The sequence below is a fragment of the Litchfieldia alkalitelluris genome, assembly GCF_002019645.1.
Taxonomy (GTDB): Bacteria; Bacillota; Bacilli; order Bacillales; family Bacillaceae_L; genus Litchfieldia; species Litchfieldia alkalitelluris.
The window spans coordinates 1635476-1662116 of record NZ_KV917374.1 but is presented as its reverse complement, the minus strand read 5'-3'; the positions used below and the strand labels follow the sequence as shown (position 1 = coordinate 1662116).

Sequence of the window (26641 nt, the reverse complement as noted above, 5' to 3'; positions counted from 1 at the left end):
TTCAGCTCTCTCTGATTAATAACATAAAAAATCCCCCTTATTTTGGTACGTAGTTTCCGACAACTCTACTAACCAATCCGGGGGATTTTCCTTGTTCAAAAATCAGTGTTCGTTTACTTCAGTAGCCTTGAACAGTTACCAAGCTTCCTGCCAATTTCTCCGTTAGGCATTCTTTCTTTTAACACGCCTTACAAAGACCAATCCACTCCCTACAAGCATGAATAAACAACCAGCAGCTATCCAGTTGAACATATTTGTTGCAGTTTGTGGCAAAAATTCGTTGTTCGTTGTATTCATGGTAGCACCGTTTGCTTTGGCTATTTCAGGCTTTTCCTGTAAGAGTATTTCTTGTTCAGACTTTTCTTGAACAGTTTTTCTTTGTCCAGCCTTATCTTCCTTAGGGTTACCTTGAACAGGCTCAGCTTCCTCCTGGTTACCCTGTGCTGGCTGTTTTTCCTCAGTGTTATCGCCTGGTGCATTACCTGTATTTCCCGGTTCCGCTATTGTTGGCTTGGTACCCTTAGTAGTGATAAATCGGTAAATATTAGATGTTCTAGTTCCACCATATTTGTCAGTAATGTTCATATACCAATAGTAGGTTTCATAAGGTTCTAAGTCTTTCCATTCAGTTCTTGCGATTTCACCAGACACTACATCTTCATTTTTTCCTATTAATTGATTTGAATATATATTTACACTGAAATAATCGGTCGCAACACGTTTGTTCATATCATTTAATTGGTATTCTGATGTGAACGTATCAACACCTTCTTCATCAAAGAAGTTGTAGTCATCTAGAATGGGAGAATATGTGACAACGTCTACCGTTTCATTTACAGGATTAAATGTAAGGTAACGAACATATCCATCCCCACCATTCGGTCCCTCCTGGTAATCAGCAAGCATTTCAAGAACTTTTCTTGTTGATCCATCCTCATTTGGAATCTCGGAAACGCGTGTTGCCACACCATGATAATGTCCACCCATCACCATTTTTACATTCTCATTTGGTACTATAATTTGATCGTAAACATTTTGCGACATTTTAGATAATGTAGCGCCATACTCTAAGTATGCATGCATGACTAAAATGGCATTTCGATCAGAATGCTTTTGTAATGCTTCATTTGCCCATTCAATTGATTCAGGAGTATCCTCCAAACCGAATCCAAGGTAAAGAATAATGAAATCATGACCACCAAATGACATTAGATCATAGTGGTTACGGTTATTATCCATAGATCCACCATACCAAGGGTTATTTTTATATCGATGTTCCCCAACCCACTTATGGTAATATGAGTAATCAATTCCATCAATGATGCTATCATGATTTCCAGCAAGTACACCGTATGGAACATCGATATCATCTAATTTTTGTAAGTTACGGTCGGCGACCATCCATTGTGCATCACTGTCCGCAACATTGACGAGATCCCCTGAATGAATCATATACTCGAAGTTTCCGTTTTTATATTCATCTCTAATCCAATCGCCTAAACCATCCCAAATATGAGGATAACTTTCGGCATAATATTGGGTATCCGTTGCCCATAGGATTGTAAATGGATCATTTGCAGTTTTCACTTCATCCTGAACCATCGCTTGAATTTTGCCAGCTTTAATGAATTTTTCCTTATCCACTTCTGCACTAAGTACAATATCAGTTTCAGATGAATCACCTGTCACAGCTTTTAACGCTACCCACTTATCTGCGGTATGATCCCATGCATATAGTGTAACCTTACGCTTTGGAAATGTTTTCCCTTTCCAGTACAGCACTACCTTATCTCCTGTTGTTAATTCCTCTTCAACTGTTACTTCAAATCTATGATAAGGAAATCCCTCGGTTGAATCATTCACTAAGTACTGACCGTCTTCATGAGCAATCTTCGCAAAATCAGTTTCACTCATACCATTTTCTCCAACAGATTGTATCGTTAATGGAGGCTCTCGGTCTGCAATATGTGAAAATCCTTCGATTCCATCCCCGCTAGCAAAATCATACTTTTTTCCTTGGTAAAAAGTGATATCCATCAAATCTCCACTTGGATCTGTAACCTTTGCTTCTATTGGTACATCCTTGGAACCTACTTGACTGAAGTCAGCAGGTGAAACTCCAAATGGGTATTCAGGTTTTTCTGTTTCAATGGTAAATGTGACAGAATGTGAAGACATATTCCCTGCGCCATCATATACATTCACATCTAAATCATGATTTCCATCAGCAAGTTGGGCAGATGATGTTTTATACGGAAAAGATATTGATTCTCCATTTAATGTTGCCTCAATCTTGGAGATTCCTGTTAGGTTATCCTCTGCTTCGAGCGTAAAGGCTAAATTACCTTTTAATTGCATCCCTTCATTTATTAATTTGCCATTATGATAAGCAATACCTTTAATGACTGGTTTGGTGTTATCTATGGTAATTTCCGCCACATCAGCTTGGGCACTATTCCAATCAAGCTTTAGTTGATATTTACCATCTGCCCATTCTGTTGTATCAATTTCTGAATAAGCAGCCGTGAATTTTTCGTCAGGTATATTAAAATAAAACTCTCTCTTCATTGGTCTAGTAAAGTTTGTATGTGCTGGAGCACCACCATCACCTAAAATGTGAAACACATTTTCATGGTAAGGTACCACGATTTGCTGTAAATTACCTAAGTAATTTCGAACGGTTTCAGGTTTAATCGTTGTTCCATCAGGTAAAACAAGATGAATATTAATGACCTCAAAATCATCAAAATTCGTTTTATTAAACTGTTCATCATGGACATCAAGGTCATAAGCAACATTTTCCCCACCTGAATGAATCGAAACAATGCTATCTGAAATGAAATAATCGGGAGACATATCATAGGTGTACCACGCTCCATCAACATAACTTGGTAATATTCTGGTGAAATATTCTCTCTTTGCAGCCGGTGTTTTTGCACTTGCCGATACTTGATAAATATAGTCAATTCCTCTTCCTTGGAATCCGAATTGAACCTTACCTGGGAGTGCTTGCTTCGTCTCAAGCTCTTTCCCGTTTAATGTAATCATCATGTCGTCAGATGCTTTTTCACCATAAGCATATAATTTTACCTTTCCACTTATCATATCTCCATCAGTTAAAGATAACCCAACATTAGGAATTTCAATTTCTAGCGCTTCCTCAATAACAGTGATTTGATTACCACGGGAATTATAAGGAACCTTCGTTATATTCCCACTCGCATCTTCGGTATGAACCATATAACGGTATACACCTACGTCAGTAATTTTTAAGTTTGCTTCATAAATATATCTGCCTTCTGCATGCTCCTTTAATGTCATATCAACATGATTGATAAAGTCTGTTAGTGGATTTTCACCTCTACCAAAAACGAGTGTTGCCTTCGTCAATTTTTCATTACTTGTAATTGTAATCTTTTTATTTGTCCCACTTTGCATTTGATAAAATGGTTGACTATGATCAATGAGTGGGGCAACCAAATCCTGACCTGTCACCTCTGGAACCTGTCCTTTATCGATGCTTCCTGGGGTAGAGTAAGGTCTTGTGGCGGTACGTTCCATTGATTTACCTGACTCAGGAAAACGAAAGAGAACGGCACTATTTTTAACATCATCTAACATACGATCTTGGCTATCTATTCCTGATGCATCATACCATGCTTCAACAATCATATCGTCTAAGCTATCTGAGCTTGAAATAGCAAAACCACGTTTTGTAGTGTTAGGTAAATTAAAGTCCACGGAATTTTTATTATCGTAAGAAACAATGTGATTATTACTCACGCTAGAATTGTAGTGAATATTGAAATCCTCCACTTTAGTGAAACCATCACGAACAGCTTCCTTCGCAAACCAAATGATCCCAGTTTTATATGGCTCAATCGCCGTCTCTTCGGAAATCGTCCACTTTTTTGGAGCGGCAGAGTTATTAGGATATAAATAGAAAAGTGTATATCCTTTCAAATTCAAGACTTCATCTGAGTTATTATATATTTCCACAAATTCGTATTGATTCCCAGCACCCTTACGAAAGTCCCCTGCTGGATTTGGAGTCATTTCTGTTATTAAAATGGGTGGAGCTGTATTGCCTTTTTCATGGTCAACTACACCAATTTCAAAAGTGTCTGATTTAACCTGTGTTATTCCATCACTAGCTTCTATATAGTAGTGAATAACATCAGAAGGAATTGAATCAGCAGGGATTGTATATGAATACTCAGAAGATTGCTTTGGTTCAATTGTTACTTCCCTAAATTCGCTGTATGGATTCATACGATAATATAAATTAACTTCCAACGAGTTGTGATCAGCATCATCTACTATAAAGTTGATTGTGAGATCGGTCCCAGTTTGAATCGAGTTAACTGGACTGTGTATAATGATCGGCTCTGTATTTGATGAAAATTCAAGTTGCTCACCTTTAACCACACCAGGAGTTGGTTCACCTTTATTTTCAAAGCTATCCATCGTAGTACCACTGTGTGGAATTTTTGTATGATAGCTTAAGCCATCACCAACCTCCTCACTTGTCCAATGAACATGGCTGATGATGTTATCTTTATTTTCTTTTTGAGTTATATAAAATCCCCTATTTGTATTAGCTAATCCATCTTGACCACGTAACTTAAAGACAGGCACTTCCGCTCGAATTTGATGATACTCCCTAAAATCTTCTTCCGTTACCTTTGCGGCCGTACCCGTAATCTTTGTACTAGTACGCTCGATCCATAAAACAGCTGAGCTATTTCTCGGAATAATCGCTTTTATATTTGTTTTATCGTCCACAGCTGTTACCGCTAAATCCTTACTGTTTGTCAGATAATCATATCTGACTTTATAAAGACTATTAAAATTAATATCATCATCAGTCGTATTAAAAATTTCTACGAATTCAAATAAATCGTTATTTCCCGCACCAGCTATATGACTATTTGATTTGTCGTTCGGATAAACTTCTGTAAAAATGACTGGTATATCCTCTTCCTCTGTAGTTACATCATTCGTTTCACTAGTTGCATTAGCAGTATGTATGAATGGATTTAATAAAACAAGCAAACATAGAATAACAGAAATTATCTTTTTCACTTGTTCCTCTCTCTCCGACCAATAGGTCTTTTTTATGTAACTTCTATCTACAAAATTGACAAATCTATCTGAAACTAAACCCCTCCTCCACTTATCTGAATTTTGGAAAATCGAACCATACATTCATGATAAATACTTTCTATTAAGGGGTTATTAACTTTTTATATATCTAATTTTGAAAATTGTTAAAACTCACCCAAAAACGTAAAGGGGCCTGTTCCTCAGTGAAGTGATGTTTTTAACACACTGAGGATCAGACCCTTCCTACCCACGGTTCTATTTATCGAAGTTCTTCTACTCGCGCACCTTTCTTCTTCATGTTTATAATCAATGCAGTTTAGAAATTTCATTTAGACACTAAACCTACGTTTAATTCCAGAAGCGCATCTTCCCCCATTAGGGGAAGGTCTCGTTACAATCTTTTTGTTTTTTTTCGATAATATAAGGGAACTTTGCCAGTAACCGACTTGAACACCCTCCCAAAATGCGTCACACTTCCGAAGCCTACTTTTCTTGAAATCAATTGCACCTTCATTGAAGAGCTCTCCAGTAGCTTTTTCGCTTCCTTAATTCTTACGCTGTTTAGATATTCGACGAATGTAAAGCCTGTAGCTTCTTTAAAAAAACGACTTAAATAATAGGGACTGATGTAAAATTTATCTGCGACAACTGAAAGTGAGAGTTCATGCATATAATAGGTGTTTAAGTATTGGACAATTTCTGAAACTCTTTGATGCATTTGGCTTTGCGACTCTATTACTTCAGAGCTATTTTGTTTAAGATGGCGATTACATATAAGTAGCAGCTGTATGACCAAGGTTTGTGCGTACACTTCAAAGCCTGATTTTTCATCATTCATTTCTTCTAGGATTTGGTGGGAAATAGTATCGATTGAGAGCCTTTCTTGAAGAGAAGATGTAATGATCGCGTACTCTTTTTCTAACAAGGGCTGAAGAATATCGGTTGATGAGTTTATCACTGTTGATATACAGCTTTCATGAATATTCACAATTAATCGCTCATGTTTTGGCAGTTCTGTGTTCGTTGTCCGATGCAGGATGTTAGGTGAGATGATGACAATATCGCCTTCATTAATCACAAATGTTCTATCTTTAATAAAGAACTCGCGCTTTCCAGACATTAAATAATAAATTTCAAAGGTACTGTGAAAATGATTTGTGGGCATATGGTGACTTAGTGATTTGCGGTGTGACACTGTGAAAGTTTCCTCTTTGTTTTCATAAAATAGTTCCTTCAACGATTTCTCACCTCTTTTTGGGATTTCTCTTCTTTTATTATACCTACTATTAATAACGGCAAGATATAAGAAGTTTTATAATAATCTCGCAAAAAATGTACAGATTATTGTGCTACTCTGAAGATAAAAGTGGGTGAACTTTCCATTCGCTGGGATCCATGCCCTTTCCGCGGGCGTGACGGTGAGCCTCCTCGTCGCAGGGCTCCTGTGGGGTCTCATTGTGTCCCGTGCGTCCCATCCCGCAGGAGTGGCATGGCTCTCCGCTCATTCCAAGTAAAAACGTTTTTTGTTCTCCATGGTTCGAATTTTTATTAGTAACACTATAAATCAAAGGAGGAATTGATGATGACAAATTCTTCGGAATCTAAATTTCAACTCACATTAAAAGAGAAGTTAACTCCGATCGGGTGGGCTGAGAAGGGCTGTGAAACTTTAATGGCGAAGTTCGAGCCGGAGCAACTTCCCCCAGAGCGGTTTCATTATCATCAGGGTGTTTTTTTATCAGGAATGGAAAAATGCTGGAGACAAACACAAAATGATAAATACTATAATTATCTGAAGCGCTGGGTCGATAGTCATGTGAAGGAGGATGGCAGCATCCCGAAGTTTCATTCTGATGAACTGGATGACATACAGCCTGGTGTGCTACTGTTTACACTTTATGAAGAAACTGGTGATGAACGATATAAGAAGGCATTATATAACCTTGTTCCCCTGCTAAAATCATGGAAAACCAATCCATCTGGTGGCTTTTGGCACAAAGGATATTGCCAGAACCAAATGTGGCTAGACGGTTTATATATGGCTGGACCTATCGCCGTCCAGTTTGGTAAGACCTTCGGTGATAGCGAATATTTTGACATGATGACATATCAAGCCATTTTAATGGAGCAGCATACGAAGGATTCAACCACTGGGTTGTTATACCATGGATGGGACGAAACAAAGCAAGCTGACTGGGCAGATCCTGTTACTGGATTAGCTTCTGAGTTCTGGGGGCGCGCAATTGGTTGGTACCCAGTGGCACTTCTTGAAATGTTTGAGTACCTTCCTGAAGATCATCATGATAAAGAGACGCTAACAAAGATTCTTCAAAATCTACTAATCTCGTTAATTAAATATCAAGATTCCGAAAGTGGCTTATGGTATCAGGTGATTGATAAAGGCCATTGCCCTGACAACTGGCTCGAAAACTCTTGCTCGTCTTTATTTGTTCAAGCCATTGCCAAAGCCGTTAGATTAGGATACCTAGACGCTAAGTATCTACAATATGCTTGGAAAGGATATCAAGGTGTGATCGATACGCTGGAATTCGATGAAAACGGAAACCTACTTATCGGGAATATTTGCATCGGCACTGGGATTGGTGACTACGCACACTACATAGCTCGACCTACAAGCACCAATGACCTTCACGGAGCAGGCGCCTTCATCCTCATGTGTGTAGAAATGAGTCTAGCGGAGCAGGGGGACGGTTCTCGTGCTTCCTCCTAAAGGAAACACCGATGGGAAGCGCCGGGACGGTTCTCATGCTTCCTTAAGCAATTGTGAGCATAAGCTCTTATTCCATGTTTATCGACATGAGCTTGGAAGGCTAGGTTAGTAAAATTCGCTGCTATTACAGGACCTTTTATAGGTCCTGTTTTCTGCTTCTAGGGTTGTTCTAAACACCTAGAGCATGTTTGCGGCTTTATTTTTAATCTGGATTACTTAAAAACTCTGACCCTTAAAGAAATCTTCACTTTTAAAATGTGTATTTTTATTTAAAAGAAATTGAAACAATTAAATGGCTCATTCGAATTTTAGTATAAGAGTTTTTGATCTGTCGGAGGTGAATTAAGTTTGTTAAACATTAGTATGGCGATTTATAATATAGCTTCTGGTCTATTATTTGTTGGAATAAGCATTCCGTTATACAAAGAACGAATTAAGATGAATTACTTATACGGTGTAAGATTTAGTCAATCATTTAAATCAGATGAAAATTGGTACAAAATCAATAAGTACGGTGCAAAAAGAATGATGATTTGGTCCATACCCTTGTTTATTATTGGAGTGATTATTTTATTTCTACCGCCATTAAATGAGTTTTGGATGATTCTTTCTCTCCTTTCCCCATGTATCGTAGTCATTCCTGCGATTGAAAGTTACCTATTCTCAAAGAAGATATAGTTGTAGGCTGCGGGACGGTATGGCTGCATTAAAAAACTGAGATTTTAAATAAATATTTCTCTTCTATATAGCAAAAATCAGGGCTTGCCCTGTGGAGGAATCTACCTAAGCATTCATTCATAGCCAGAGGACCGCACCTTGCTTTACCTACGCTTCAGCGGAAGCACAAGAACCGTCCCTGTGCTTCTCAATTTCCGGATGTACCTTTCGTATGACTGATGGTCTCGCTAGCAGAAGTACCACTCCAACCAGAAGGCCTGCCGATAAAATAAGGATCCACTGTGGTGCGAATAAATCATATAGAAATCCATAAATGACCATTCCTAAAGGCATTAATGCCATTGCACAGGTTTCAATCAGTGAGAACACACGTCCCTTATAATCATCATCAATTTTCTGCTGCATCATCACTTGGATTGGTGTATTTACAATGATAATGGCCGATCCAAATGTGAACATAATGATTAGATAAAAAACCAATAGAGAAACATATGACATCGTAAAGAAAAGTGGGATCGCAATCCCTGCCATAACGACACCTAGAGCAATAACCCCACGTTTAGAAACTAGAAAGGGAAATTGCACTTCTTTTCTGATAGAAAAATAAATGGACATAAGTAGCATTCCGATTGCAAATGCTCCTTGGGTGTATCCAAAATGCTGTGCCTCCATGTTTAATTTTTCGATCAATATATAAGAGTAACCTACTTCGAATGCTCCAAATAGAAAGTTAACAAGTAACGAGATCCAAATTAAGCTCATTAAAACCGGCTGCAATTTTACATACCCCACTCCAGCCTTCATACTCTGTAGCATTGACTCTTTCGACTTTCCAATTTCAACTTCCTTATGTTTCGCAAAAAGCTTAAAGTTCATGGTCGATTCAAGTAGCACGGCAATGGCTGAGGCAATCATATAGATGATTAAAAACGTTGGCATCGACACTGCTCCATACAGTAATCCTCCTACCGCTGGACTTCCAATGGCTGCAAATGAGATTGACATTTGATTAAGTGACATTGCCTTTTGAATGCGCTCTTTATCAACAAGACTTGTGATCGAAGACGTGAAAGTCACTCCCGAAAACATTGATGTGAGGGATAAAATACAGGTTGTAATATAGATGGATACCAACGATAAACCAGAGGTTAATGAAACAACAAGCAGTCCTCCAATCGCCACCGTTGTAGCAATTTGAGAAACGATAATAATCATTTTACGAGAATATCGATCTACTAAATATCCAGCAAAGGGTGCTGTTAGCGTTCTAGGTAAAATATTGCAGATTAAGTTGGTAGCAAAACTAGTGGCAGATCCCGTCAATTGTAGAATATAAAAGCTAATGGCAAAAGCATATACTTGAGAACCAAACGTGGAAACGAGTTTACTAATTGTAAAAGTGTACAAATGATAAGTTGCTTTTTTCAACTTTAACACATCATCCATTAAAAACACTCCATTTCAACCTTAAAGTTCAATTTAATTAAACAAATCATACCATGACTCTAATATTGTTTCAAGATAAAGTTTAATTAAATTAAACACACAACTACTAATAACTGTTTGAAAACACCCGATAAGTTTAATATAATTAAACCACATACACGAAGGAGTGTTTCTATATGTTAGGAGATCGTATACGAAAATTAAGAAAAGAACGTAAGCTGACTCTCGAAGTACTTGCAGGAAGTGAACTTACAAAGGGGATGGTCAGCTTAATTGAAAATAATAAGGCAAAACCTTCAATGGAGAGCTTATCTTATATTGCCAAACGATTAGGTGTGGAAGTGGGAGATTTACTTGGTGAGGTAAGTGTTCAAGAATTACGTTCAGTATTGGAAGAAGCTGAAAGACTATTTAATTCAGAAAGCGAAATTTTAAATAAAAATTATGGACAACTAGTATCACTGATCGAACCTTATGTAGATAACCTCACAAAAGGCTATGAAGCAGCACGGCTACTTGAGATCTACAGCATTAGTTTATATAGAGAAAAAATAGATGGCTGGAAGAAATCGACTGATCTGGCAGCACAGCTTTATGACAGGATGAATTTAACCTCGAACCGTGCATCTATAGGTATTTTTAGATCCATGTCTAAATTCGCTAGTCACGATTACGCTCAATCTCTTCAGATTTTTCAAAAAGAACGACGTGACTTAGAAACCAACCATGCCTATATTGACCCGATGACACGACTTAATTTGGATTACCATGAAGCGATATTATATTTTGCTGTAGGAGATTCTAAGTCTGCAACACGCGTGATGGAGGATGCCTTTTCTTTTTCAAAAGAAAATCGAATCTTTTATCGAATTGATGATTTATACAGACTAGCCGCTGCACATGCGATGATGATCCTTGATGAGGAGAAAATTGATCTGTATAAGAAAAAACTCAAACAATACTCTGAGTTCGCAGATGATAACGAATCGTTTATGTTTCATGAACTGATGACGATTATGTCTCACATATCTCTGCAAAAATATGATCAGGCACTAGAAATCATTGATTCTTACATGTCAGATGCCGAAGTAGCGACCTATAGTCCATGGCTTACACTTGAAAAAGGAAAAGTCTTATATTATTTGGGACGTAATGAAGAGGCACTTCAGTTTCTTGAAAAAGTCGAGATCCCATTTTATATTCATCATCCATTTGATTTATCATTTTTTTATATCACTGAATCATATAAAGCACTTTGTTACTTCGAGCTCGGTGATCAAAAAGAAGCAATTTTTACTGCGATAAAGGCTGTTGACCAATACGAGCCTCTACCACCATCCATATTTAAAAATTTCAGCAAACAAACATATGAAAAAATAAAAGGTGGGCTTTAGGGGCTATTCCCTAAAACCCACTAACTAAGTGGCACTCAGTGCTCGACTTGCTTTTTCATGCCATCCCTTTCAGTTCCATCTACAATATTTCTTAAGTCATTTCCAGACGGATTCTGGAATATCCGAAGTCCAAATTCCGGTGCTACTGCAAATAGATGGTCAAAGATATCAGCTTGGATCGTTTCATACACTTCCCACCTAACATCATTTGTAAAAGCATATATTTCTAACGGCAAACCGTGTTCATTTGGCGCCAGCTGTCTAACCATTAAAGTCATGTCCTGACGGATTCCAGATTGTCGCCTGAGGTAATTTCTGATATAAGCCCTAAAGATCCCGACATTCGTAAAGGCCCGGCCATTTACACGATTCGTTTTATTTATGGCATATGTAGTGTTATACTCATCAATCTCCATTTTCTTATGATTTATATAGTCCGTGAGAAGCTGGATGTGACTGAATTTATCTAGTATCTCTTCAGTGCAAAAAGAGATACTATTTGTATCAATTAATATAGAACGCTTGATTCTTCGCCCACCTGAATTTTGCATTCCTCTCCAATTAATGAAAGAGTCCGATATAAGGGCATAACTTGGTATCGTGGTAATCGTTTTATCCCAATTTTGAACTTTTACCGTAACTAAAGATATATCAATGATGTCACCATCTGCTCCATACTTTGGCATTTCAATCCAGTCGCCAACCCGAACCATATCATTAGCCGCCAACTGAATTCCTGCAACAAGCCCTAATAACGAATCTTTAAAAACCAATAATAAAACTGCCGAAAGAGCACCAAAACCACTTAAAAGAATAAGTGGATTCTCCCCTATCAGGTTTGAGATGATTAAAATAGATCCGATGATCACAGCAATGATATTTACTACTTGAATATATCCCTTTATCGGTTTTACTTTGGCTATTTCATACGTTTGATAAATATCATTAATTGCATTTAAGAAACTATAAATAACCAGTAAACTTATGATGATGATATACGCGATTGCAGCTTTCTCAATCATTAATCGATAATCTGGAAAGGTAGACGCAAAGTAAAATATAATAATTGCAGGAACAATATGTGATAGCTTATGGAAAACCCGTCTTTCCAAAAGCTTATTATCCCATTGAATTTTGTTACTCGTTACATAATGAGTGATGACCCTTATCACTATTTTCCTTGTAATAAAATTCGCTATGATACAAATAATCCCTATAAACAAAATCATAATAATCGCAGCTAAATATTCAGCTATTTGAGGAGCGATTCCAAATGTTAATAATTGATTGTAAATAAATTCCACATACTTCCCCCCTATATATGGACAAGGGCAGGTGTCATTGTCCAAGTAGCTAAAACAAAGCTCAGAGATGAATTCACTCTGAGCTTTAGTTTATGTTAATTATACAATAAAATGTGGTTTTTTTGGTTTTGGGGCAGGTACCTAAACCGGTTAGCTTTCTCGACTTTTATAAATAGTTAAATGCTCTTAGCACAAAAAGTAATCTTTTCGCTGGCTTACCAATTACAATCTAAATAATTTGTCCTCGTCCTCTTACAGATACTCCGGCAACCACTCACCATGCGCTTCGATTAAATCATCACATAACGAAATAATATCATCAATCGAAAGCTCAGCTGCAGTATGTGGATCTAACAAAGCCGCTTGATAAATCTTTTCTTTCTTCTTAGTGAGTGCGGCTTCAATCGTTAATAGCTGTGTATTAATATTTGTGCGATTTAGCGCCGCCAACTGCTCTGGCAAATCACCTACATAAGTTGGAGTAACGCCACTAGCATCCACCAAGCAGGGAACCTCGACAACTGCATTTTCAGGTAAGTTACTAATTAATCTTCCTTTGTTCGATACGTTTCCACCAATTTTAAAAGGCTTGTTCGTCTCCATCGCTTCGATAATAAAAGACCCATACTCATGTGTGCGCTCATGCTGCAAGTTTTTATCATGCACAAGGTCATCACGCATTTTTTTCCAACCTTCAATTTGGTTGATACAACGGCGTGGGTACTCATCTAATGGAATATTATATTTCTCAATCAGTTCAGGATATTTACTTTTAATAAAATAAGGATGATATTCTGCATTATGCTCTGATGATTCTGTCACATAATAGCCGAACTTATCCATCATTTCAAAGCGTACCATGTCATGATGCTTTTCCTGTTGCTTTTCTTTCGCTCGTTGTTTAATTTCCGGATATAAATCCACACCATTACGAGTAATTTCTAATAACCATGCCATATGGTTTATTCCCGCAATCTTCCATTGAATGTTATCTTTTGGCATATCAAGCGAATCTAGCAAATGATCTGCACAAATCTGCACACTGTGACACAAGCCCACCGTCTTAATCCCTTCTTGCAGCATCACATTCGTCAACACAGCCATTGGATTCGTATAATTTAAAAACCACGCATCTGGACATACTTCCCTCATATCACGTGCGAATTCTTGCATGACTGGAATCGTTCTTAAATTACGGAAAATCCCCCCAATTCCTAACGTATCTGCAATTGTTTGACGCAAACCATATTTCTTTGGAATCTCAAAGTCTGTAATTGTACAAGGATCATACCCACCCACTTGAATCGCGTTAATGACATATTTCGCACCACGCAATGCTTCTTTGCGATCATGATAGGCGACAACTTTCACAGTGGAATTTAAGCTTTGTTTCATATTATTTAACATCATCTCTGAATCTGTAAGTCTTTCATGATCAATGTCAAACAAAGCAAATTCAAAATCCTGTAAAGCATCAACTGACATACAATCACCTAGCACATTTTTAGCAAACACTGTACTTCCAGCACCTAAAAAAGTAATTTTAGACATGATAATTCCTCCCGTTAATATGATTGTTCTACCAATCATGTTAACGGAAGGAAAGCGCCTACACAATCGTAAATAATTTTGATATAAGTAAAATATTGCTCTTTATTTCAAGGCTATTTCCGTAAACTATTTGCTATTGATAGGTCTTTTACATTTGCTATGAATTAAGTGGAGTGGCATCTTTTCTTTATAAACGTAAAAGTGAAATTTTTTTAAAAATAGTGTTATTTACTTTATACTAGGTAAATTTTCAACAATCTTTCAGAAAAGAGCCTTTAATTAATCAAGAAACAATTGATTAACAGGCATAAACGACTGGCTATTACGGTACTCGCTTGGTGTCACATCTAGTACACTTTTAAAGACTTTAGTAAAATAATTCGCGTTGGTATAACCAACATGTCTTGCGACTTCTTCAATTGATAACTCCTTGTTTTGTAGTAAATCTAGTGCATGATTCATTCTGATTTTGGTTAGAAATTTAATCGGTGTATCATTCACTGTTTTATGAAATAATCTCGTAAAATGGTATTTTGATAAACCAGAGACTTCCACAATCGAGGATAATATCAGATCTTCTTTATAGTTTTGCTCCATGAAGTTTACCGCCTTCGCAATTGCAACTGGCAACTTTTCAACTTTATTCTGATCATGTTCAAAATATTGCATGCACTCCATTAAAAAGGTATAAGCATATGCAGAGGCATCATAGGCATGATGAATTCCTGTTGTTTGAATTCTTTCTAACACGTGAAAAATATGCCTGATCGGCCTAGCATCTGTAGGTAATTTTAAAATATGTCCATGACTTTCCGTAACCGTGTGAAAATAACGAATCGCTTCTTGCCCATATAAGGTCATATAAATAAACTCCCAATGACTAGAATTTTCTGGCAAATAATAACAATGATCACTTGGAAGTTGTACTAAAAATGCTTCACCTTTTTTTAGTGAATACGTCTGTTCCCCCATTCGAATGGCACCTTTTCCACCTAACGTATACTGAAAAATGACTCTACCATCCTCACTCCGTTTTAAACCATCCCATTCATACTCTTCATTCGCCCTATACTCCTTGCCAATCGAATGAATACCAGCAACACGCTCTTGCTGCTCTCCTTTCAATCTAAACCCATATGAATAGTAATTATTTAGTTTGCTTATGAAATTCACCCCCTGGAAGCACTGGGACGGTTCTTGCGCTTCCATTTTATCGATTCTTCTTGATCGAGACATCAATCTTAGTTGAATTTTATCATAGACAAATGAGAGGATGCTTAATTCTCTACAGTGATTTTATATTACATAAGGACATTCAGCTCGAAGTTGCCTTGTACTTATGTTATGCCTTGATCATCTTATTTTTTCCTAATAGGACTAGGCAAACGGGTTACTCTTTATATGATGAATAAATGGCGAATCATTGACTCATCTTAACAAGGAAGCTACGTATGAAAGGAGAGATATAAATGAGTCAGAAGCGTGAAAAAGGTTATAGTCAAAACGGAAAGCCAAATAGCGATACAGTAAAACCACAAATTTCTGTTGAAGAACTAGATAAGGCGATACATCCTACTAATAAGACTGAAAGTAATTCATAATCAAACGGGGTTGTTTTAGCCATTGATTCCACTCTTAACAAGATAACACTAAAAAGAGTAAATTTACCGTAACAACGGGGAAAACTCAAGAAACAGCAGTAATCATTTTTCCACAACAAGCAAAAACAGGGACATGTCCCTGTCTCTTTTCTCTATCTTCTGTTCAATGAAGCACTAGCACATTAACCGAATGAGGTTGAACCTCTAACACAAGATCGTTCGATTCATGTGCAGCAACAGTCTCTTGAATAATCTTACAATCTAGTTGACTAATGTCATTAAATCCGTCTTTTGAAGCTGAGATAAGAGAGTAAATCGTACCTGTCCCATAACTTACATTCTTTTTAATCCGAACCGTTCTTGCTTGTTCGGGATGTCGATTGACAATTGAAATCCTTAGATCATTAGAACCTGTATTTGTTGTTGCAATCATATCTAGAGACGGCACTTGGTAAGTGCTTCCATTATGACTTACCTCAAAGACATCCGCTTCAGATACCCATGAATCGACCACTGTATCTCCCATATGCTTTGTATATAACTCAAAAACAAAATAAGTAGAACGCAACAGAATTCCTTCGTCATGTGTAAAGACTGCTCCACGTGTATTCACAATAGGTGCGAAGTTTGCCATCCCCACAATATCACTATGCTTTAAGCAAAGATTTAAGAAACATGCATTAAAAATAGCGTCTGCCATTGTATAAGTTGCGTTCAGGTCATTCCGGTCCCTTGCCTCAATGATGTTATCCGCTAAAATATCCCCTCGATGAACATTAGGGTGATGCCATCCACGAAGGTTCCATTCATCGAACGCAATTTTGATTTTATTTAAATAGCCAAGTGAACCGAGGATATACTTTGTTTTTAAGATTTGTTCTTCTATCTTCATTGTATATACCATGCAAGATTCATAGGAGGAGGGCTCATCGACTTCATGTAAGGCATCCCAGTATCCATGAATCGAAATCCAATCCAAGAATTGTCCTGCTTCTTTTAATAGATTGATATTCCAATCTAAATCAGAAATGCTAGCTGCCAGCAGTTCAATTTTTGGATCCACACGCTTCATCATTTTTGCTGATTCTACGACTAACCTACCCCATTCCGTCTTTTCTTTGGCACCAATCTCCCAGCTTCCGTAATTCTCATTCCCAATACTCCAGTATTTCACATTGAAGGGATCACGATTCCCATTTTCAATCCTCATCTTTGCGTACTTTCCTTCATTTTTGAGATTGCAATATTCTACCCAGTTACTCATTTCCTCCGCAGTACCTGTTCCTGCATTTGTACAAATATATGGTTGTGCTTGGATCTTCCGACAAAACTCTATATATTCATCCGTGCCAAATGTATTAGGTTCCTCCACTCTCCATGCTTTATCAAAAAACGGAGTACGTGTTCCTACTCCATCCTCCCAATGATAATTAGAGACAAAGCACCCGCCAGGCCATCTAAGTATAGGCGTGCGAATATTTTTTAACGCATCAATCACATCTGTTCGAAACCCCTGTTCATCTGAAAATGGTGACTCAGGTTGAAAAATCCCTCCGTAAATTTGGCGGTGAAAATGCTCAATAAAATGACCATAAATGTTAAAATCTCTATAACTAAGAATTCTCCTTGGGTTAATCTCAACCATTGTTTCTTTAACCATCATTATCACCTCTCAATAATTTTCGGGAGCACCGCGGGAGCACCGGGACGGTTCTCGTGCTTCTTCTGATGTTAAAAGGGAGCAGGAGAACCGTCCCCGTGCTTCCCCTCACCAATGTAAGCGTACTCATTAAATTTCAAGTTAATTAATTGATTGAAATAGATTTGGACATTTCAGTTGATTGTCTCAGGGGTGATACTACTTCTGTCTGTGTGCTTTTTGATTGGGCATCATGAGGTATAAACAAACAAATTCTTAAAAGAACACTAACTTATAAGTACAAATTTCTAAATTAAAACCTCCTATAACGTTTGATAAAAACGTATTTATTATAAGTAAATACTATTATATACGTACAACTTACTCAACCGACCTTTAGGACTATTTTCATGACATATTTCGATTAGAAGCACGGGGACGGTTCTCGTGCTTCTTTTGTGCTAGTTGAATGAAACAGGAGAACCATCCCACCGATTCCTTTTCTGCCGGGTTAAGGGAGCAGGAGAACCGTCCCACTGCTTCCCCCAAAAGCAGGAAGGGACCCCAAAGAGGCCCCCTTCTGATCGCAGCATATATAGGTTAATTTCCAACGATTTCTTGAACCTCATCATTTCTCAGTAATTCCTTTACCCTCTGATCTATCCGCTCAATTTCCGCGGTCGGATTCTTCCACCAGTTTCGACTCCAAATCCGTTCAATCTCCCAGCCTCGACTCTCTAGAAACTTTTGACGATACACATCTCGTTCCTTCGCATTTGCCGAACTATGGTACATTGCTCCATCACATTCAATTCCTAAAATATACCTTGATGAATCATTCGGATGGACAATCGCTAGGTCAATTCGATAACCTGACATCCCTACTTGAGTTGTCACTTCATAGCCAATATTTCTAAGCTGCTTATATACCTGCTCCTCGAATGGTGAATCAAAATGAAGGTCTTGTTCTTGTGTATGTGTACTCACATTATCATTAATTTCTTGAACGACGGCTTTAATCTGTTCTGTTTGGGCAGCCGAAACCGCGCGAACATATTTTAAATATGATTTTAGCAACTTGGGACCGAGTTGTGAGCTGTTGGCCACATTCAACTCTTCTGGTTCAATACTTGAAACAACGGTAATTCCTTCTTTTGCTCTAGTAATCGCCACATTCAAACGATTTTCTCCACCCTTTTGATTGAGCATGCCGAATCGATTATAAACTCTACCTTCTTCATTTTTCGCATATCCAATCGAGAAGAGGACAATATCCCGCTCGTCACCTTGAACATTTTCAATATTTTTCACAAACACTCGCTCATCTAAGTCTCTAGCCATCATTTGACTATAAACAGCATTGAACTGCTCATCCTCACTAGCCTTCGTTTCAATTAAATCCAGTATTTTTGACTGTTGCTTGGCATTAAAGGTGATGATTCCAACCGTTTTACCTGGTTGGCTTATTAAAATTTCTTTTAATGTGTTCACCACTTCGATTGCTTCAATTTCATTCGATTGATTTATCCATCTTCCCTCTACCTTTTTCCAAGTGATGGCTGGTGGTTTTCTTAATGGAATGACATTTGGTGCAATTTGAACATGACCATTATAGAAGGCATGATTTGAAAAATTAATTAATTCTTCGTATTTCGAGCGATAATGCCACTGCAGAATTTTCTCTGGAAACCTTCTTTTTGCTAAATTTAGTAAGCTTACCGATTCATCTGTATCATATTGCTCTTCCTCGTCTTCATCACTAACTACTGACGATTGAAACATATTAAATGGTGGCAACTGCTTTTCATCGCCAGCAACAATCACTTGTTTGGCTCGAAATACGGCTGGGATTCCACTTTCAACCGTGCATTGTGAGGCTTCATCAAAGATCACTAAATCAAACAATCCTTCTTTTAACGGAAAAATACTTGAGACAATCTCAGGTGAGACAAGCCACACTGGCATGATACTCTCTAATCCTTTTCCCGCAAATTCATTCACCAACCGTCGGAGTGACCAAACCATTCGCTTTTTACTCACTTGATGCTTTAAATCACGAATCATCCTTGCATTTGTGGTACCCACATGCTCAACCTTTTCCTTAAGTGTGTGAATTAAGTATTCAGTCGCAACCTTTCTCTTTTCTTCTATTAAAAAAGCAAAGGACTCTCGAATTCTTGAATATTCACTTGTTGATACCTTTTGTACCTGAGGATATTTTCTTTCTGTTTCATCAATCCAGTGAACATATGCTGAATTCCGGAATAAATCGACCCAATAATTCGGAAGTGATAGCTCAGTAGTAAGTGGTTTCTTTTGCAGCTCGGTAATGACCGTCTTTTGCACATCTGTGCTACGTTCCCAATGACTGTCCATCCCCTGCAAATCTTCAAAATCACGATGAAGGTACTCTAGCATTTTATCCAATTCAGGTAATGGAATGTCTCCTTCTGAAATCCTAGTTTTTAATTTATCAACCGTTTGGTCATCGATAAATACTTTTAATTTTTCAATCGCCTCTGCCATTTGTTTTGTTTCTTTCGCTAGTTGATGCATAGTAATTAATGACTTTTTAATTTTCAACCACTCTGGGGAGCTTGTTCCTTTAAACTTCTTTCCTTCAATCAATTCTTCAATGACTGATTTTCCAGATACCGATGTCCACCACCATAACCGTAAACCTTGAAGGGTTCTTTTCTTCCCTTCCTCCAAATCAGGATAAATCTTCTCTAGTTTATTTTCGATTAACCAGGTGTAAGCTGGGGTGATTTTTACATGATCTAATGCATTTAAAAAGTCAGTTGCTTTCTTCGCCTTATCGATTAAGTCATTCACCAACTCAATCGCTTCTAGCTTATCCTTCATGTTTAATTGGGCAAAGCTTTTTCTGTTCTTTAGTGGGTACTCTTCTCCACCAAACCGTTCATACCACTCGGCATACGTATAAATCCCTTCAGATATTTCATCTAAAACTTCTTTATTTAAGGAAGACAATACCGAGTTCAAGTTAATCATTTGGGCCGTGTCCGCAACCGGTCTAGCTTTTCCATACAAATCATATAATCGAAATCCAAAGTCTTGATATTCATATAGTGCTTTTGCAATGCTGTTTAATAATTCTTCTTGTGATGCTAGCTTTTTTGATGTAGTCATGAGTTTATTTATGATATCTTGATTGCTTACTTGATTGGTTTCAAGTAGTCCTTGGATTTTAGAATATAAATGCCTTCGGTCATGCTTTTCATCATGAACAAGTGCAATATGATTGCTTAATCCCAATCCCTCTAACCTCTGATACACCACGTCTAACGCAGCTCTTTTCTGACATACGACTAACATCTTTTTCTCTTGTTTTAAACCATCTGTAATCAGATTCACAATCACCTGTGATTTCCCTGTACCAGGTGGCCCGTGAACCACAATGCCTTTTTTATATCGCGCTTCTTTTAAAATTTCTTCTTGAGAGCCATCGGTTTGTAATAAATTTAAAATATCAGGATCTTCCTGCTTTGAATCAGAACCTTCGTGTTGGTCATCGCCATCATCCTCATACTCTCCAGGCTCAATTAATTCACCAGCTAATGAAAGGTCACCTTCCTCCGAAAGTTCAATCAACAACTCATAATCCTTCACTAAGGATGAACCACCTTGCGGAAAGTTCCCAACCACAGCGTTCTCAAGCAGTGTTAAATTAGCGATTTCAGGGATATCATCTTTTTTATACTCCGTTAACTTCGTTAGCCCAGAAGGAGTAAAGGAAATATTCATTTCATTCTCTTTAAAAAATCTCAACCACTTATCAAAGTCGTACTCCGTCGCAACCTCTGCAGCTTGTTCAAAAAAATCCTCAGTGTAGTTTACGTTATTTGATTTCTTGAACGCCAAAAATAGTGTGCGATTTAACTGTGGTCCACCTTCATCAAGCTTGATACTCCATTTTTGTGTTTTCACATTCGTCTTTTCTAATGTAATCGGATATAAAAATAAAGGTGCCTGAAAAAAGGTCCCGTCAGATAGAGTTCCTGAAATAAAAGGAAACCCTAGATAAAAATCATGAATCCCGGACTCTTCCTCAATCCCTTTTAAATTCCGCGACAAATCCGTCAGCTTTTTTGAAAGCACCATTGAATCCTCATCATCTAAGGAAGGCTTTAACAAAATGATTTCACCTTTCGATTGCTTGATGATTTTCTCAACGATTGATGAACTACTAATGTCACCTGAACTAGACAATTTATCTAGCTCCGCTAAATCAAAACTCCATTTATTATATAACTTCAATAACCGAATCGAACGATTTCGCTTACCTATATCATTAAGCTTATCCCTCATATGAATTAACTTCTCTCTCATTAACAACCCTCTTTCGAAGCATGGGGACGGTTCTCGTGCTTCCTTTTTCATTCTGCCGTAATCCATTCCATATATATCCATTATATCGTATCATTTTGGGATTCATTCTACAAAAGTAGGGGAGCTGTTGCTCTAAAGGGGTTCCTATATGAAGATTACACTTTAATTATTAACGATATACATCATTTTGCTCGAACATCCTTAATATTTCAACAACAAAACCCAGTCTATTTCAAACTGGGCTTTGTTCTCTAGACATATCTTACACTTCCTTTGTTAACCACAAACTAGTGATCAAATAGACAGCGCTCAAAATAAATGGAAAGATCGTAAATAAATAACTGTTAAATATAAACCCAAAAATAATCGCCCAAACAATGATCGCTACCGTTTGAAAGATATATGCTTTGCTCTTGTATAACCATGCAAATGGAAAAAAATGAGCCCCGGTTAAAACAGCAACGAAAAACGGTAACAATTGTGTTTCATCTATAAAAATAACCATTAAAATAGGAGTGAAAAATAATTGCATTGCACCAAGTAGACCAGCAAGAGCTGATAGTGGATTATCCTTCGCCATCATATCAATCTTCATCATTTTCGACACGATCATCCCAAGTGGAAATATCATTGATATCCCGATAAATACTAACAAACCATGCATTTTAATGTGCAAGTTAAAAAAACTTAATAAACCAACTACCAACCAAAAAAAGATACCTACAATGATCATTGGCAAGCCTTTTTTTGTCCTTTTTATTAAATCTGTATTTCATGAAATTCCAAATTAATCCTCCTCCCTCAACTTTTTAATTCTTTATGTATATAAATTTCACCTCTATTTAGTTATGAAAACTTTTCCACTTATTACAATTTGTACGTGTCTTAACTCTCAGGTTTTAAGAACCTACTTCTGAATGATTCGAAACTCCTATCTCTGAGGTTTCAGAACCTACTTCCGAACGATTCGCAACCTAATGTTATAAGACTTCAGAACCCCCTTCCGAAAAATTCGAAACCATAACTCAGAGGTTTCCGAACACCCTTCGGATTGATTTGAAACCCTTAATACCAATGAATTCACCATCATAACTTAACCAATCCCTTTACATACGATTTTAAATCTCCAACATAAGGTTCTTTAAAACCATAGGCAAAAAGTTTCTTTGTTTCAATGTTCAACAATTTCCGAATCATCATCGACGATTAAAATGTTGGGAGAAGCACCGGGACGGTTCTTATGCTTCTTTTTTGCCGTGTTTATGAAGCATGAGAACCGTCCCCCCGCTTCCACTTTTCCTTTGTTAGTTTCATATTAATGGAATCGATCATTTCTCCTTCGTATTCTAGGTCGTTTTTATCAATACTTTCTACGACAAAGCCAATTTTTTCATAGACATTTTTGGCTCGTGGATTGAAGTCAAACACACTTAACGTTAATTGTAGTAGATTCGTATGAGTAAAAAGATAGTCTATGAAAAGTTGGGTTGCTTCTGTTCCTAGCCCCCGGTTTCTTCCTCTTGGTCCAATAAGAATCCTGAAATTCATGCTCTGATTTTTTTCATCATATAAATTAGCGACAACTTCTCCGACTGTGATATCTTGAGATTTGTCCATAATCGCGAGATCGAGTCGGTCGGTTTGTTCGTTTCTAGTACTATACCAATTAATAAATACATTTTTATCAAAATCAACATTCGGACTCCCTGTCAATTTAGTCACTTCAGGATCTTTTAGACATTCTTCTAAGAAAGAAAAGTCTTCTTCTTAAACGGTCTTTGAATTACACTTTCCCCTATGATATATGGTTTTTCTCTTAGGTTCACCATTGGTACACACACTCCATGTCGTTTGCTTATTTACTACTCCTATCATTCTATATAAAGATATTCTTTTCCTGTATTTCTACATATCATTTCATTCAACTTCCATACTAGCTTTTTTGTGAGAAAAAAATCACTGATAGACTTCACATTGTCCTATAGAATAAACGTATGATAAGTAGATTTCGAAAGGATAGATTATCGTGATAAAAAAGGCTGATGTAATCGAAAGGTTAAATACCTTAATTGGGAGAGAGTTGACTAGCGAAAGTCTACATGAGGCATTGTTTTGTGAAGTAAAGCATCAAAAAATATTGCGTCGTTATCAGGCTGGTTCTCACACCTATGTTCAATACAAACTCCATATAAGTTCAGATGGAAGCACACCACCATTCGCCGACATTATCATACCTGGTAATCCCACTACTTTTAGAGTCGGATTAGAAGAAAGAGATATGAACTTTCACGTTATTTCAGAAGCAAAGATTAACTTTACTTATATGAGGTAAGCAAGGGGACGGTTCTGCCGCTTCCAAAGGAAGCAGGAGAACCGTCCCCGCGCTTCAAACCAATTTCTCCATTACTACCGTTCTAACTAGATTGGGGTTATCTACATTTTCCTCTTTTACAATCTGATAACCTATTGAACGATATAACTCTATATTTCTTTTTAATTCATGGCGGACTTTACATTGCACTTTCAGCTTGCCATTACTTCTCGCATAATCTTCAAGCCAACTCAGCATCATCTTTGCGAGGCCTTTCCCTCTTGAAACAGGTGGAACAGATAGCCTAGAAAAATATAAATAATCTTCTTTAAAATGAAACCTTGAAGTCCCTTGTGGTTCGCCATTCATAAAACACATAATGAAATTTTCTGTACCATTGTTAAAAGCTGTTTTTAATTTTTCAACAGGCTCAGTGATTGCACTTGATGGTACGTCAAGATCTCGGTATTCCTCAAAAGCCTCTCGCATGATTTTATGAGAAGTAGCTATATCATTTTCAGTACCTATTCTTATGTCGATATTCATATTTATGTAACCCCGTTCTTCAAAGTGAATCATACTATTTCTCATCATTTAAACGCACCAACGAATTATCTACTCACGTCGGTTTTATAACTTTCCACCGTTCTGTATGGTATTGGCTTTTCATTGGCTAAATTAGTTAGTCTCAACTTCCAGTTCTTTATATGCTCCATCCTAACTTCTTCACTAGCACTAGCCGGGAACACAAATGGCTCTAATACATCCATCCCACAATAATAAAGTTTTTCATGATTTATATTAAACAACCGTTCTTCAATTTTCCCTTTTATTCCGAATTCACCATAATCTGATAAATCCTCTCCGCCATGGGTTATAGACAGTATCGCCTTTTTCCCCGTTAAATTCCCTTGGTCATATCGCCCCGGACCATAAGCAAACTTATAAGCTAGCACACGGTCAAACCATCCTTTAAGCATCGCAGGCACATCCGTCCACCACATCGGATACTGAAAAATAATCATGTCAGCCCAAATTATAGATTCCTGCTCTTTCAAAATATCTTCGGTGAAGGTGTTGTTCATGAATGCATGATATTGCTCAGAAATATAATTAAATGTATGAGGGTTTTTTAGGACAGTAAAATCATTCTTATCTGCCACAGCTTTAAATTGCTTGGCATACAAATCTGATACAACGACTCTATGTCCCTCTGCTTCCAAAGTATCTACTGCAATATCCTTCAATGAAGCATTTAATGAGTTGTCATCAGGGTGTACATAAACGATTAACACATTCAATCTATAACTCTCCTTTATCTAAATCACAAATTTTTGTTAAGTTCAAAGGAAATATCAGGTATTTCATTACGATATTTAAAAGATATCACGTTAAGCATTTTAAAAATAGTATCCTGTTTAGAAATTTTTCACATTAAGGTTAAACCGTCTTTTTCTTTCTTTTTTTAAAATAAAAAACCCATTTCAATAAAAAACGAGATTTCCAAACATATTATTTCGTTATACGTAATATTGATAGCCCCAATGCTAAACGATTATTTAGCACCATGATAAATGAAAATGTTTATTCACGATGTGTGGAATGAGCGGAGAGCCACCTGACTCCTGCGGGATCTAGCGGTCTCGTGAGACCCCACAGGAGCTCAAAAAAGCGACGAGGAGGCTCACGGGCCGCCCCGCGGAAAGCAGGTGGATCGCAGCTCATGGAACTCCGCTAACTAAGTTATTTTCAGGGGCAGACATATTATTGTCGTCTTATATCACCCTTCCACTTCTCCCTCCACTTCACCCGTTCCCTCTCTTCAATCTGCTTTTCAAGCGTGTCATCCCACTGTCCAAGAAGTGTATTCCACACACGGGCGTAGAAAATATCTTGTTCTACATTATATAGTCGAAACTCAAGACATGGTACTTGTTCCACTTTTTGCTGCTCAAAGCCCACTATATCAGCAACCACGGTTTGAAAACCATCCTCATCAGGACCATCCAACTTCTCGGAAAGAGTCTGCAATATTCGGTTATCATTGATCCGGTCCTCATTATTCGCATATCGGTACACTGGAAGTTCCGCATCATTTTCTGTGACAGATACAGTCTCCTCCACCCAATACTCATCATGACTTGAGCTGTAAAATAGTTCTGTATACTCATCCTCGAGTTCTTCTTCAATAATCCCGGTCTTCAGTTGTTCATGGCCTTTTGTGGTCAGCCTGTAAATTGATTTGTCCAAGATTATTAAACCTGTACGTTGCATTTTTTTAATCAGATCTTCAATGAACAAGTCCTCTACTAGTAGCATTTCGGACAAATTAGCTGCCCGCCGAATATCTGCTTCCTCAAACGTGAGCAACATCATTTTCATAAGAATGTCCATTTTGGCCCGCCTTACTCTTTTAAAATTCACATCAAGGACCAGCACAGGTAAAAACCAGACCGCCGACTCCTTCAGCTGAACAGCTGGATTTTCAAGCAAGCTAGCACGCAATTTTTTTGTCAATATATCCATA

General features: G+C 37.5%; 18 protein-coding genes. 5 read left to right on the top strand and 13 right to left on the bottom strand.

Going from position 1 to position 26641, the window contains the following annotated elements; translation table 11 throughout:
* Window positions 1-162: 162 nt before the first annotated feature.
* Complete coding sequence (locus BK579_RS07655) at window positions 163-5085, bottom strand: metallophosphoesterase (RefSeq protein ID WP_169891090.1); 4923 nt, start codon at window positions 5083-5085, stop codon at window positions 163-165.
* Between the two features lie 412 nt (window positions 5086-5497).
* Window positions 5498-6343, bottom strand: a complete 846-nt coding sequence (locus BK579_RS07650) for an AraC family transcriptional regulator (protein ID WP_078544624.1) — start codon at window positions 6341-6343, stop codon at window positions 5498-5500.
* Window positions 6344-6688: 345 nt separating this feature from the next.
* On the opposite strand from BK579_RS07650, the gene BK579_RS07645 reads away from it, so the two are divergent.
* Both BK579_RS07645 and BK579_RS07640 read left to right on the top strand, forming a co-directional pair.
* Complete coding sequence (locus tag BK579_RS07645; RefSeq protein ID WP_078544623.1) at window positions 6689-7837, top strand: glycoside hydrolase family 88/105 protein; 1149 nt, start codon at window positions 6689-6691, stop codon at window positions 7835-7837.
* Between the two features lie 348 nt (window positions 7838-8185).
* Complete coding sequence (locus tag BK579_RS07640; RefSeq protein ID WP_078544622.1) at window positions 8186-8515, top strand: SdpI family protein; 330 nt, start codon at window positions 8186-8188, stop codon at window positions 8513-8515.
* A gap of 147 nt (window positions 8516-8662) precedes the next feature.
* On the opposite strand, the gene BK579_RS07635 is transcribed toward BK579_RS07640, so the two are convergent.
* Window positions 8663-9961, bottom strand: coding sequence for an MFS transporter (locus BK579_RS07635; RefSeq protein WP_078544621.1), 1299 nt, complete (start codon window positions 9959-9961; stop codon window positions 8663-8665).
* A gap of 176 nt (window positions 9962-10137) precedes the next feature.
* Here BK579_RS07635 and BK579_RS07630 point away from each other — a divergent pair, with 176 nt between their 5' ends.
* A complete protein-coding gene (locus BK579_RS07630) occupies window positions 10138-11355 on the top strand; it encodes a helix-turn-helix transcriptional regulator (protein WP_078544620.1) in 1218 nt (405 codons plus the stop codon).
* A 35-nt stretch (window positions 11356-11390) separates the two neighbouring features.
* Here the strand turns inward: BK579_RS07630 and BK579_RS07625 are convergent, their stop codons facing one another.
* From BK579_RS07625 to BK579_RS07615, 3 genes are all read right to left on the bottom strand, one after another.
* The gene (locus tag BK579_RS07625) at window positions 11391-12659 is read right to left on the bottom strand and encodes a mechanosensitive ion channel family protein (protein WP_078544619.1); all 1269 of its coding nucleotides are present in this window, start codon (window positions 12657-12659) and stop codon (window positions 11391-11393) included.
* Between the two features lie 252 nt (window positions 12660-12911).
* Complete coding sequence (gene melA / locus BK579_RS07620) at window positions 12912-14210, bottom strand: alpha-glucosidase/alpha-galactosidase (RefSeq protein ID WP_078544618.1); 1299 nt, start codon at window positions 14208-14210, stop codon at window positions 12912-12914.
* A 279-nt stretch (window positions 14211-14489) separates the two neighbouring features.
* Window positions 14490-15335 carry an AraC family transcriptional regulator gene (locus tag BK579_RS07615; RefSeq protein ID WP_235848373.1) on the bottom strand — a complete coding sequence of 282 codons (846 nt, stop codon included), beginning with the start codon at window positions 15333-15335 and terminating at the stop codon, window positions 14490-14492.
* A gap of 344 nt (window positions 15336-15679) precedes the next feature.
* Here BK579_RS07615 and BK579_RS26710 point away from each other — a divergent pair, with 344 nt between their 5' ends.
* Window positions 15680-15811 carry a hypothetical protein gene (locus tag BK579_RS26710; protein WP_268876460.1) on the top strand — a complete coding sequence of 44 codons (132 nt, stop codon included), beginning with the start codon at window positions 15680-15682 and terminating at the stop codon, window positions 15809-15811.
* A 163-nt stretch (window positions 15812-15974) separates the two neighbouring features.
* On the opposite strand, the gene BK579_RS07610 is transcribed toward BK579_RS26710, so the two are convergent.
* From BK579_RS07610 to BK579_RS07595, 4 genes are all read right to left on the bottom strand, one after another.
* Window positions 15975-17471 carry an alpha-L-arabinofuranosidase C-terminal domain-containing protein gene (locus BK579_RS07610; protein WP_078544616.1) on the bottom strand — a complete coding sequence of 499 codons (1497 nt, stop codon included), beginning with the start codon at window positions 17469-17471 and terminating at the stop codon, window positions 15975-15977.
* Between the two features lie 579 nt (window positions 17472-18050).
* Window positions 18051-21803 (bottom strand): AAA domain-containing protein, encoded by a 3753-nt coding sequence (locus BK579_RS07605; protein WP_078544615.1) that lies wholly within the window; start codon window positions 21801-21803, stop codon window positions 18051-18053.
* Between the two features lie 262 nt (window positions 21804-22065).
* Window positions 22066-22563: a DUF7010 family protein gene (locus BK579_RS07600; RefSeq protein ID WP_407936270.1), complete on the bottom strand. Its 498-nt coding sequence runs from the start codon at window positions 22561-22563 to the stop codon at window positions 22066-22068.
* A 500-nt stretch (window positions 22564-23063) separates the two neighbouring features.
* Complete coding sequence (locus BK579_RS07595; protein WP_235848372.1) at window positions 23064-23525, bottom strand: GNAT family N-acetyltransferase; 462 nt, start codon at window positions 23523-23525, stop codon at window positions 23064-23066.
* Between the two features lie 304 nt (window positions 23526-23829).
* Here BK579_RS07595 and BK579_RS07590 point away from each other — a divergent pair, with 304 nt between their 5' ends.
* Complete coding sequence (locus tag BK579_RS07590; protein WP_078544613.1) at window positions 23830-24135, top strand: hypothetical protein; 306 nt, start codon at window positions 23830-23832, stop codon at window positions 24133-24135.
* A gap of 54 nt (window positions 24136-24189) precedes the next feature.
* Here BK579_RS07590 and BK579_RS07585 read toward each other — a convergent pair whose 3' ends face one another.
* The 3 genes from BK579_RS07585 to BK579_RS07575 form a co-directional block, all read right to left on the bottom strand.
* On the bottom strand, window positions 24190-24705 hold the full coding sequence (locus BK579_RS07585) for a GNAT family N-acetyltransferase (protein ID WP_204524694.1): 516 nt from the start codon (window positions 24703-24705) through the stop codon (window positions 24190-24192).
* Window positions 24706-24725: 20 nt separating this feature from the next.
* Entirely contained in the window at window positions 24726-25409 is a 684-nt protein-coding gene (locus tag BK579_RS07580) for an NAD(P)H-dependent oxidoreductase (RefSeq protein ID WP_235848559.1), read from the bottom strand.
* A 469-nt stretch (window positions 25410-25878) separates the two neighbouring features.
* Window positions 25879-26640: a hypothetical protein gene (locus tag BK579_RS07575; RefSeq protein ID WP_078544610.1), complete on the bottom strand. Its 762-nt coding sequence runs from the start codon at window positions 26638-26640 to the stop codon at window positions 25879-25881.
* Between the last annotated feature and the right edge of the window lies 1 nt (window position 26641).

What these genes read in the sequence shown, in the direction of transcription:
- BK579_RS07645 (WP_078544623.1), top strand. Translation starts at nt 6,689, where the DNA reads ATGACAAATTCTTCGGAATCTAAATTTCAACTCACATTAAAAGAGAAG.
- BK579_RS07635 (WP_078544621.1), bottom strand. Translation starts at nt 9,961, where the DNA reads ATGGATGATGTGTTAAAGTTGAAAAAAGCAACTTATCATTTGTACACT.
- BK579_RS07630 (WP_078544620.1), top strand. Translation starts at nt 10,138, where the DNA reads ATGTTAGGAGATCGTATACGAAAATTAAGAAAAGAACGTAAGCTGACT.
- melA (WP_078544618.1), bottom strand. Translation starts at nt 14,210, where the DNA reads ATGTCTAAAATTACTTTTTTAGGTGCTGGAAGTACAGTGTTTGCTAAA.
- BK579_RS26710 (WP_268876460.1), top strand. Translation starts at nt 15,680, where the DNA reads ATGAGTCAGAAGCGTGAAAAAGGTTATAGTCAAAACGGAAAGCCAAAT.
- BK579_RS07610 (WP_078544616.1), bottom strand. Translation starts at nt 17,471, where the DNA reads ATGGTTAAAGAAACAATGGTTGAGATTAACCCAAGGAGAATTCTTAGT.
- BK579_RS07605 (WP_078544615.1), bottom strand. Translation starts at nt 21,803, where the DNA reads ATGAGAGAGAAGTTAATTCATATGAGGGATAAGCTTAATGATATAGGT.
- BK579_RS07585 (WP_204524694.1), bottom strand. Translation starts at nt 24,705, where the DNA reads ATGAGAAATAGTATGATTCACTTTGAAGAACGGGGTTACATAAATATG.
- BK579_RS07575 (WP_078544610.1), bottom strand. Translation starts at nt 26,640, where the DNA reads ATGGATATATTGACAAAAAAATTGCGTGCTAGCTTGCTTGAAAATCCA.